The sequence below is a fragment of the Oscillospiraceae bacterium genome (assembly GCA_031265355.1).
In the GTDB taxonomy this organism is placed as follows: domain Bacteria; phylum Bacillota; class Clostridia; order Oscillospirales; family UBA929; genus JAIRTA01.
In genome coordinates this window covers 1-10,468 of record JAISCT010000065.1, presented here as the reverse complement: position 1 = coordinate 10,468, position 10,468 = coordinate 1, and the positions used below count along the sequence as shown (strand labels likewise).

Genomic DNA, 10,468 nt, shown 5'->3' with positions numbered 1-10,468 from the left:
TTTTGCAGGTTCTCCAGCCGGTCCGCCGTCGCCAGCAACTGCCGGCGCAGCGTCTCCGCGTCGTAAGCCGCTCCGCTGTCCGGCGTGGTCAGCGACAGCACCGCCGCCGCCGCGCCCGTTACCACGCTCGCCGCCATGGACGTCCCCGTCATCGGGCCCGTACGATTTTCGGGCAATGTGGATACGACGGCCCGGCCAGGCGCGGCGATGTCTATGACTGTCTCGCCGTAGTTCGAGAAATAGCTGAACCCGCCGTCGTCGTTCACAGATGTCACACTTAGCACATTGGGCAGGTCGTAGGCTGCCGGGTATGACGGCGTTTCCGCCATGTCGCGCCGGTTGTTGCCCGCCGCACAGACGAACAGCATATTGCTGTTTTGTATCGCCTCGTACAGCGCCGGGTTCTCCGCCGTCGTCCCGAAGCTGCAGTTCACAATGGCAGCTCCCTGCTCCTCCGCGTAAGAAATTCCTGCCAATATGTCACTGGTCCTTGCAACTCCGTTTTCAAACACCTGTATCGGGAGGATCTCCACCGCCGCGCCCGTCTCCGCCGCCGCGCCGCAGATGCTGCCCACCAAGTGCGTACTGTGGGAATATGCCAGCGGCCGGGTCTCGTCGTATATATCATCGCCGCCGGTCATTACGTTGAATCCCTGCGTCAGGCAACCGGCCAGCGACGTGTGCCCCACATCCACGCCGGTGTCCAGCACCGCCACCAATACAGGCGTTGCCTGCGCCAGCGGACCGCCGGTCGACGGCGGGGAAACAGTTACGTTGGACGTCGTCTCCGTCTCTGTAGATGATATATCTGTCTCCGTGAACGATGTCGTCGTCTCTGTTTCAGTGCCCTCCGTCAGTTCCAATGACAGGCTGTCCAGCGACAGCTTGTAGTCTGGGCAAATGTATTCGACATACTCCGCCACGCCCAACTCCGCCAGTTGTTCCGCCAGTTCGCTCGGCAAAATAGGCTCCGCCAGTGTCAGCGTCTCCAGCCGGTCCAGTTCCGCAAAGTCGCCCGCGGGCAGCGCCGCGGAGAGGTTCGGGACAGCCCGCAGTTCCGCGGGCAGCGTTTTCCGCGCCACGGCGTCCGATTCCAACGCAAGCGGCGCGGCGGCTTCTTTGAAGTCCGCCTCCCGTCCCTCTTTGTACTTGACGATGTAGCGGTCCTCCGGCACGGCGACTTCTCTTGGCTGCCGCGCCATCATCTCCCGCAGATCGGTCTCCGGAGACAAGACGGGCGTCGTCAGTTCGGACGCAAAAAAACCCGCCGCCCGGAAACTGCCCGGTGTACCGGGTATTTCCTGTGACGGCGGTGGGCTTTCCAGTCGTTGTTCATCTACCATGTATCTGAATGGGCTGTCTGCTTCCCATTGTATCTGCGCGTCCTGCGACGGCTCCGGAAGCAGCGCCGCCACGGCGGCCACGGTGGTCACGAATAGTACGGAAAACGCCAGGAAGAGACTGGTCATACGTCGCTTCATTTTGTTTGCCCCCCTGCCTATTTTTGGGTGGTAATAGATGGTTCACCTCTTATATCGTAGAATTTTCTCTCAGGAATACAGGGATTATTTGTAAATAACCCCTGTATTCCTATCGGATTTCAATCGTTTATTGCGGATTGCTCCGTTTTTTACAAAAAATTCATTATTTCTCCATGTTTCTGTTCACTTAAGACCTGCGAAAAAATATGGAAATTTTTTTGCGCACCGGGGCAGTGCCGCATCAGCTCCTTGTATAGCATTCCCCCGAATCGTCGCAGACGCTGTAGAATTGATGTTAAATTTTTACATTTTCCCGGTGCATTTTAGACTTTACGAATCCCGTCGGACTCTGTATAATGGAAGCACCCTGTTTTTTGCGGAGGCGCTTGTTTGGGGCGCGGCCCGGAAGACGCGAAGCGGGAGGAAAAGCATGACCGAGCGCACATTTGATTTGCCGCGCGGCGGCGTACATACCATCACAGACGAGACGGTCACGGCGCTTTTGGGCACCGGCAGCGGCGAGGCCGCCCGTCTCTATCTTTATCTGCTCTCTCACCGGGGGAAATGCCTGGACACCAAGGCCTGCACGGCGCTTGGGATGACCGCCGCGGCGCTGAAGGACGCTCTGCAGCTCTTGCAGACGGCCGGTGTCCTGCGGGAGACGGCCCCCGCCGCGCCGCCTGTAAGCGATGTGCGTCCGGACTATGCCGGGGCCGAGGTGGCGCAGGGAATCAAACGCGACCCCGCCTTCCGCCATGTGGTGGACGAGGTGCAGCGCCGCCTGGGAAAGATCCTCTCCAGCAGTGACCTGCAGATCCTCTTCGGCCTCTATGATTGGCGCGGACTGACGCCCGGCGTCATCTCGCTACTGGTGGCGTACTGCGTGGAGGACGCCCGCCGTCGGTTTGGCGAAGACGGCCGCCCGCCCACGATGCGCCAGATCGACAAGGAGGCCGCTGTTTGGGAGCAGAAAGGCATCGACGCCGAGGAGAAGGCCGAACGCTACATCGAGACGCAGGAGACAAAGCGCCAGGTCAGCAGCCGCGTCTATCGGCTGCTGGGTATTGAGAACCGCGCGCCGTCGCCCAGCGAGAGTCGTTATGTCTCCGAATGGGCGGAGATGGGCTTCGCGCCCGACGCCGTTGCGCTGGCCTATGACAAGACCGTACTCAAGACCGGCGCGCTCAATTGGAAATACATGCACTCCATCCTGCGGAGCTGGCACGAGAAGAACCTGCACGCTCCTAGCGAAATCGAGGCCGGCGACGCCGCGCCGTCTAAGCGAACGCCGGGAGCCCCGACCCCCGGGAGCGCCGCCGCGAAAACCGTGCCCGGCCGGCGAGAGCGCGAGGCCGTGGAGCGCATGCGGCGCTATGTCAAAGGCGAATGACGCAATAGGACAAAGCGTTGACATTGATATGTTAAATTTTTCCTTTTCTTTGAGCCATCGGATCAAGAGGCCAAAAAGGGGGTTGGTGAGATGGCGTTGGATCCTGTCTGTCTGGGGCAGGCGCGGGTGTTGTTGGCACAGAATAAGGCCGCCGCCGGGGTCCGTCTCTCCGCGCGCCGCGCCGAGATCTACGAGACGCAGCCCGCCGTGCAGGCCATCGACGATGAGATGCGCGCCGGGCTGCTGCGCGCCGTGCGCGACACTCTGTCCGGCGAGGAAGCCGCTCTGGAGCGCTGTCGGGCGCGCAACCTCTCCCTGCGTGCGCGGCGGGACGCGCTGTTGGCGGCGGGCGGCTATCCGCCGGACGCGCTGGACGACCGGCCCGCCTGTACGCTGTGCGGCGACACGGGCGCCACGGCCGACGGGCGGCTGTGCGACTGTCTGCGCCGGCTGTGCATCCGTGAACAGCGGCGTGTGCTGTCCGAGAAGCTGGATATCGTGGGGCAGACTTTCGCCGTCTTCGACCTCCAGCGCTTCCCCGCGGAGACAGATCCGTCCCATGGCCTGTCCCCGCGGAACCACATGGGCATCATGCGTGAATACTGCGTCAAATATGTCGAACGGTTTGGCCCCGACTCTCCAAATCTGCTGTTTCGCGGCGGCGCGGGGCTTGGGAAGACGTTTTTATGCGCCTGCATCGCCGGGGCGCTCTGCGAGCGCGGGCACTGGGTGCTCTGCGAGACGGCCGCGGGCGCGTTTGCCCTGATGGAGGCGCAGAAGTTTGCCCGGGACGAAAACGCGGGGGAGGAGGTGCGGCGTCTGCTGCACTGCGACCTGCTGATCCTGGACGATGTGGGCGCCGAATTTGCCACCCCTTTCGCGCAGTCGGCGTTTCATCAGATACTCAGCGCCCGCCTCGGCGCCGGTCGCCAGACTCTTCTCGTCTCCGGTCTCACCGAAGAGGAACTGCGCAGCCGCTACACCCCCCAGATCACCTCCCGCCTGGAAGCCTTCGAACTCCTCCCCTTCTTCGGCGCGGACCTGCGGAAACACCGGGCGTGAGCACCCCCGCCCCGGGAGTGGGACGCGGGATCGCGGAGCGTACAGCGTACAAAAAAGCACAAGGCCTTCCATGCGTATGGAGCCTTGTGCTTTTTGCGCTTTATCGTGAACAATAGAAGTTTGCTTTTTGTTGAATTTCCTGATTTTTACATAGATGCCGGCGGGAGATGGCTGCTGAGAGGCATTTCGCACGATATATATAGAGAGAATACCTGGTTCAAGTGTCAAAAGCCTCGCCCGTCGCTGGCCGGCGATTTATTCTGGGAGATCTCACATGCCCGCAGATAAGGGCGGCCGGCGAGCGCTCACACGCAGGCGGCAGGCGGCGGAAAGCCACGAAATTGGATGAGGCGGTTTTTATGATCATCTGGATACGCAGGCTGCTCGACAAGTATTTTTTCTCCGACAGTCAGCCCTTGGCCGCGCGGGTATTTAACCTGCTCTTTGCCAGCGCCCTTATCACGATGCTGACGACCACGGTCGTCACCTGTCTTCTGATACCGTATCCATTGGAAATCGGCACGCTGGTCGCCATAGACATCTCGGTCATCTTTTTATTTTATTTCTGCAGCAAGTACCGCAAGTACAGGCTGGGATCGCTGCTGCTGCTGGGGTTTGCTTCTCTTGTCTTTTTCCCGTTTATGTACTATGCCGTGGGAGGCGTCGAAAGCGGCATCACGGCGTATGCTGTGATGATCATCGTCCTCACGTTTTTCGCGTTGGAAAAAAGAGACTGTTTTGTGATGGTTCTGTTGGAGATTCTGTCATTCTCCGCCTGCCTGTACGTCAACGATCTATTCCCCCGCATTTTCCCGCGGCCGCTGGCCACGTTGTCCATGGTGATCTTACACGACGCGCAGTCTATTTTCATCGTCAGCGTGTTCATTGGTATTGCCATAAAATTTCAAATGTATATGTACAATATGGAAAAGAAAAAAGCGGAGGTGGCGTCTCAGGCAAAAAGTACGTTTCTGGCGACGGTGAGTCATGAGATCCGTACGCCCTTAAACGCCATCATCGGACTCTCCCAAATCCAGCTCCAAATGGATCTGCCGCAGAAGACTCGTTCTGACTTAGAAAAAATATACAATTCAGGTTCCAGCCTGCTGGGGATCATCAACGACATCTTAGATGTCTCCAAAATCGAGTCGGGCAGTTTCGAGCTCATCCCGCTGGACTACGACACGCCGAGCCTGATCCACGACACCGTACAGCTCAACATTGTGCGCATCGGCTCCAAACCCCTCGTGTTCAAGCTGCAGATCGACGAGACGTTGCCATCCCGGCTGTACGGGGACGAACTGCGGATCAAGCAAATATTGAACAATCTGCTCTCCAACGCATTCAAATACACCAGAGAGGGCGCTGTGCTCTTCCAGACGACGTGGGAGCGGCAAGGGGACGACGCGTGGATCATCTTCACGGTGCGGGACACGGGCGCCGGCATCCGGCATGAGGACCTTGGGAAGCTGTTTTCGGAGTACAGTCAACTCGATGTCCACGCCAACCGCAAAATTGAGGGAACGGGCCTGGGGCTGTCCATCACCAAAAAGCTCGTGGACATGATGGGCGGGACGATTTTTGTGGAGAGCGAATACGGCCAGGGCAGCGTCTTTACGGTGCGTTTCCGGCAAAAAATCATCGACGCCCGGGAGATTGGCAAAGACACGGTGGAAAATCTGGAATCGTTCCGTTTCATAGACGACAGGCGGAACCGGGGCCGAAATCTCGTGCGGGCCTACATGCCGTACGGGAAAATCCTGGTTGTGGACGATGTGACGACAAACTTGGACGTAGCGAAGGGACTGCTGCTCCCCTACGGGCTCACCGTGGACTGCGCGCTGAGCGGGCGGGCCGCCATCGAAAAGATCGAGGCGGAGCGGGTGCGGTACGACCTGGTGTTTATGGATCATATGATGCCGGAGATGGACGGGGTGGAGGCCGCCCGGCTCATCCGCGGGCTCGGCACTCCCTACGCGGAGACCGTGCCGATCATCGCGCTGACGGCAAACGCGCTGGCGGGGAACGAAGAGATGTTTCTGGCAAACGGCTTCAACGCCTTTCTCTCCAAACCCATCGACGTCATGCGGCTGGACGTGCTGTTGAACCAGTGGGTGCGGGACCGGCAGACCGAAGAGGTGCTGCGGCAGGCGGAGGCGGAGAGAACCGCCGCCCAAGAGGACGGCGGCGCTCCGGACGAACTGCCTGAGGGTGCGTGCGCGGACGGCGTCGATTTACAGGCCGGGGTACAAAAGTACACCGGCGTGAAGGCCTATGCGGCGATTCTCCGTTCCTATATGAAGCACATGCCGGCGCTGCTTGAGGTGCTGCGCGCGCCCACGGAGGAGACGCTGCCGGCCTACGCGGTGGCGGTACACGGGCTGAAGGGAAGCAGCTATGGCATCTGTGCCGACGCCGTGGGCAGACAGGCCGAGGCGCTGGAGGCGGCGGCCAAACAGGGGGATTTCGCCTCGGTCAGCCAAGAAAATAACGCATTTTTGGCGCGGGTGGAAACCCTGCTGGCCGATTTGAGCGCGCTCCTGTCGAACATGGAGAGCGCGGCGGAAAAGCCCACAAAAGAAGCGCCGGACGGCGCGCTGCTGGAAAAGATATTGGAAGGGAGCCGTCTCTTCGATGCGAGCGCGATGGAAGAGGCGATGACGACGCTGGAAGAATACCGCTACGAGACCGGCGCGGATCTGGTGTCCTGGCTGCGGGAACAGCTCGACAACCTGGAATACGACACCATCTGCGAGCGGCTGGAAGCGATTCGCCCGGTGTAAGGGTCTGTCGGATGCGGGTGCAGCATTCGTCCAAGAGCACCAAAAAAGCCGTGGACGGCGTAACTTGCATGCAGTTTGAGGATTGCCCCACCGACGCTTCAAAAGTGTGTCGCGGGGCAATCCTCATTCATTGTCAATTATCTCATGTCCGCCGGCCCTCGCCTGTTTTCGCGGTCGGACGGGCGCTATAATGGAGGCGGTCCAATCGCGCGGGGAGGAGGAACGCCGTTGGTCGTGACCGTCTACCTGGATACCCTGTTCGCGCTCAATACTTTGGTCAATTACCTGTTGCTGCTGGCTGCCGCCCGCCTGATCGACTGCCCGTTCCGGCGCTGGCGGCTGTGGTTGGGCGCGGCGCTGGGCGGCGCGTATGCCGTCTTCGTCTTCCTGCCGGCCGGACATCTGGCCGCCGCCTGGCCGGGCAAGGCGCTGGCCGCGCTGCTGATGGCCGCCGCCGCGCTGGGCGGACTGCCCTGGCGCCGGTTCGTTCGGTTTGTGCTGGTGTTCTGGGGCGTCTCCTTCGCGCTGGGCGGCTGTCTGCTGGCGCTGCAGTTCGTGACCGGGCGGGGTCTCCTGCAAAACGGCGTGCCCGTCGCGCCGCTGAACATGCCCACGCTACTGCTCGGTACCGGCGTGTGTCATCTGCTGCTCACGCTGGTCTTCCGGCGCTCGGCCCGCCACGGCGGCGCGGCGCGGGACGTCGTCGGCGTGCGCGTCGGCTGGGCGGACCGCGAGACCGCGTTCTCCGCCCTGCGCGACACCGGCAATACCCTCTCGGACCCGCTCACCGGCGCTCCGGTCATGGTTACGGAGCTCGACCGGGTGCGGGACGTCCTGCCCCCGGCGGCGTCCCTGCTCATCGACGACAAGGCCCTGCGCCGGCCGGAGGTTTTGTTGGTCCATCTCTCCGCTTTGGGCCTCGCCGGGCGTTTTCGTCTCATCCCCTACCGTGCCGTCGGCGTGGACTGCGGTTTTCTGCTGGCCTTTCGCCCAGATACCGTGAGGGTCGGACAGGTCCGCACCGACAACCTTTTGGTGGCTCTTTCCCCCACGGCATTGTCCGCGGAGGGTATCTACTCCGCCGTGGTGGGAGAATAAAACTAACTTGGGAGGTTTTTCCATGAAGGCGAATCGGTCCGGATGGCGTGTCCGGCTCTTCGTTCGGTACCACAGGCTCCTGGCCTGGCTTGGGTTTCACGGCGCGGCGGCCGGGAAGATCTTTTACATAGGCGGCAGCGACACCCTGCCGCCGCCGCTCTCCCATGATGAGGAGAATTACCTCATCAGCCGCTTCGCCGAAGGGCGCGAGCATGTCCGGCAGGCGCTGATCGAACGCAACCTCCGCCTCGTCGTCTACATCGCCCGCCGCTTCGAGAACACGGGCATCCACGTGGAGGACCTCATCTCCATCGGCACCATCGGCCTCATCAAGGCCATCAACACTTTCAATCCTGAGCGGAAGATCAAACTGGCCACCTACGCCTCCCGCTGCATCGAAAACGAGATCCTGATGTACCTGCGCAAATGCGCCGGACAGCGCAGCGAAATCTCTTTTGACGAACCCCTGAATACCGACTGGGACGGCAACGAGCTGCTGCTGTCCGACATTTTGGGCACCGAACCGGACGTCGTCGTGCGCCCGGTGGAGGCGGCGGTGGACAAAACCCTGCTGGCCGCCGCCCTTGAGAAACTGTGCCCGCGGGAGCGAAGCATCATCACCATGCGCTTCGGCCTGGGCGGCCACAGAGAGCGGACACAGAAGGAGGTGGCCGCGCTCCTGGGCATCTCGCAGTCGTACATCTCTCGGCTGGAAAAAAAGATCCTCCTGCGGCTGCGCCGGGAAATCAGCCGGATGATGTAACGGGGACCCTTACCCGACCGAGCGCCTTGAGGGCAACACCGCGCAACGCATCACCCGGCGCGCGGTGCGATGTTGTTTTAGCACAAAGTGACAAAAACGCCTTGCGCTCTTGCAATGTGGCGTCGATTCGTTTACAATAAAAATACCGCTTGGACGCCGGCCTCCGTACAGCAGCCTGCACAGGATACGGCGGGGGTGGCCTCAGCCCGCATGGCGGGCGCGGCCGTCAAGCATCATACAGCCAGGAGAGGAAGATGTCCCATGAGCGCATCCCGCGAGAAAAGAGAGAGACAGAGACTGCGTCAGGAAGAACTGGCCAACCCGAAGAAAAAGCGGAAAAAGAGACAGCGCGCCCCCGGCGAGATCAGCCCTGTCGTGGGCCGTGTCGTCGTCGTCCTGATTGTCGCCGCCATTGTTCTCGGCCTCGGGTATTTTGTCGCCAACGGTACGGGTTTCACCTACCGCGTGCTGACCGCCGTGGCGGCAGGCGATGTGAAGCTCTCTCCGGCGGAGTACAATTTTTACTATTACACCATCCGCAACAACTACGTGAATTCTTACGGGGCCGAGTATGAGGAGATCTTCGCCGACTCTATCCTTGAGCAGACGAATACTTCCATCCAGACCGCGGTGGGGATGGAACGCGAGGCCCATGAAAACGGCATGACGACCCTGACCGAGGAGAGCCGACAGACGCTGGCCGACAGCCTTGAGAGTTTTGAGACTTTTGCCCGCGACAACCAGCTCTCCCTCCAGCGCGCGCTGGAGATGCAGTATGGCGCCGGCATGAACCGCGCCACCTTCGTGCGCCTGCTTGAGCGCCAGCTGCTCGTCGAGCAGTGGCTCCAGCAGAAGGAGGCGTCCTTCACCTATACCCAGGACGAGATCGACGCCTACTACGCGGAAAACAAGGACGCCATCGACGTCGTGGACTACCGGGTCTTCAGCGTCACCATCCCGCAACCCGAAACCGAGGAGGGGGAGACCCCATCCGAGGAGGAAACCGCGGCGCTGGACGCCTCCGCCCAGGCCACGGCCGACGAGTTCAACGGGAAGATAACGGACGAGAATTCGTTTCCTGAACTCGCCCGTGAGTACGCGACCACCCTGGGGCTGGATGAGACGACCTACGCGGACGACAGCGCTACACTGCGCCTGAACACGTACCTCGGCACCGACCCCGCCACCGGCAGCGCCGCCCTGGGCACGGAACAGAGCGCCTGGCTCGTGGACCCGGCCCGCAAGGCCGGCGACCACGCTGTGGTCAAAACCGCGAGCTCCTACGACGTCCTCTACTTTTTAAAGCGTTACCGCGACGAATACTCCGTCGTCGACGTGCGTCACATCCTGGTTCTGACGAGCGACGAGAAGGACGCGGCCCAGGCCAGGGTCGAGGCCGAGGCGATTTTGAACGAGTGGAAGGCCGGAGAGGCGACAGAGGATTCCTTCGCCGCGCTGGCCACCGAGAAGACCGAGGATACCAGTTCCGCAAGCGACGGCGGGTTGTACGAAGGTGTGATGAAGAACCAGATGGTGGCGGCCTTCGACGCCTGGATCTTCGATCCCGCCCGCAAGCCGGGCGACACGGACCTGGTGGACGTCGACTACGGCTGCCACGTCATGTACTTTGTCGGCAACGGTCTGCCCGCGTGGGCGCAAGCCGCGCAAAACCAGATGCGCGAGCGCGACTTCACCGACTACAACACCCAGGTCACCGAGCGTTACCCCCTCACGGAGAACAGCTTCGGCATGGGTTACGTCAAGATCCTCCGCTAAGGGTCTGTCGAAAAATAACCTGTACATTTGACTTGCCCTTTTGCGCCCCGGCCGCGTTGCCGGAACCCTTGAATACTACAAGTATTCGCGGAACCCGGCGCCTGGCCGGGACACA

7 protein-coding genes are annotated in these 10,468 nt (G+C 61.2%); 6 read left to right on the top strand and 1 reads right to left on the bottom strand.

From position 1 onward, the window contains the following. On the bottom strand, positions 1-1,481 hold a 1,481-nt coding region (locus LBK75_09970; GenBank protein ID MDR1158607.1), incomplete at its 3' end, for a S8 family serine peptidase. A gap of 430 nt (positions 1,482-1,911) precedes the next feature. Here LBK75_09970 and LBK75_09965 point away from each other — a divergent pair. The 6 genes from LBK75_09965 to LBK75_09940 all read left to right on the top strand — a co-directional run bounded on the left by LBK75_09965 (position 1,912) and on the right by LBK75_09940 (position 10,353). Further along, on the top strand, positions 1,912-2,871 hold the full coding sequence (locus LBK75_09965; protein ID MDR1158606.1) for a DnaD domain protein: 960 nt from the start codon (positions 1,912-1,914) through the stop codon (positions 2,869-2,871). Positions 2,872-2,961: 90 nt separating this feature from the next. Then, a complete protein-coding gene (locus LBK75_09960; GenBank protein MDR1158605.1) occupies positions 2,962-3,933 on the top strand; it encodes an ATP-binding protein in 972 nt (323 codons plus the stop codon). A 359-nt stretch (positions 3,934-4,292) separates the two neighbouring features. Next, a complete protein-coding gene (locus LBK75_09955) occupies positions 4,293-6,716 on the top strand; it encodes a response regulator (protein ID MDR1158604.1) in 2,424 nt (807 codons plus the stop codon). A gap of 234 nt (positions 6,717-6,950) precedes the next feature. Next, positions 6,951-7,814, top strand: a complete 864-nt coding sequence (locus tag LBK75_09950) for a sigma-E processing peptidase SpoIIGA (protein MDR1158603.1) — start codon at positions 6,951-6,953, stop codon at positions 7,812-7,814. Between the two features lie 22 nt (positions 7,815-7,836). Next, positions 7,837-8,577, top strand: coding sequence for an RNA polymerase sporulation sigma factor SigE (gene sigE, locus LBK75_09945; protein MDR1158602.1), 741 nt, complete (start codon positions 7,837-7,839; stop codon positions 8,575-8,577). Positions 8,578-8,838: 261 nt separating this feature from the next. Beyond that, a complete protein-coding gene (locus LBK75_09940) occupies positions 8,839-10,353 on the top strand; it encodes a peptidylprolyl isomerase (protein MDR1158601.1) in 1,515 nt (504 codons plus the stop codon). Positions 10,354-10,468 lie beyond the last annotated feature (115 nt).

Coding starts and splice junctions, on each gene's coding strand:
- LBK75_09965 (MDR1158606.1), top strand. CDS start 1,912: ATGACCGAGCGCACATTTGATTTGCCGCGCGGCGGCGTACATACCATC.
- LBK75_09960 (MDR1158605.1), top strand. CDS start 2,962: ATGGCGTTGGATCCTGTCTGTCTGGGGCAGGCGCGGGTGTTGTTGGCA.
- LBK75_09955 (MDR1158604.1), top strand. CDS start 4,293: ATGATCATCTGGATACGCAGGCTGCTCGACAAGTATTTTTTCTCCGAC.
- sigE (MDR1158602.1), top strand. CDS start 7,837: ATGAAGGCGAATCGGTCCGGATGGCGTGTCCGGCTCTTCGTTCGGTAC.
- LBK75_09940 (MDR1158601.1), top strand. CDS start 8,839: ATGAGCGCATCCCGCGAGAAAAGAGAGAGACAGAGACTGCGTCAGGAA.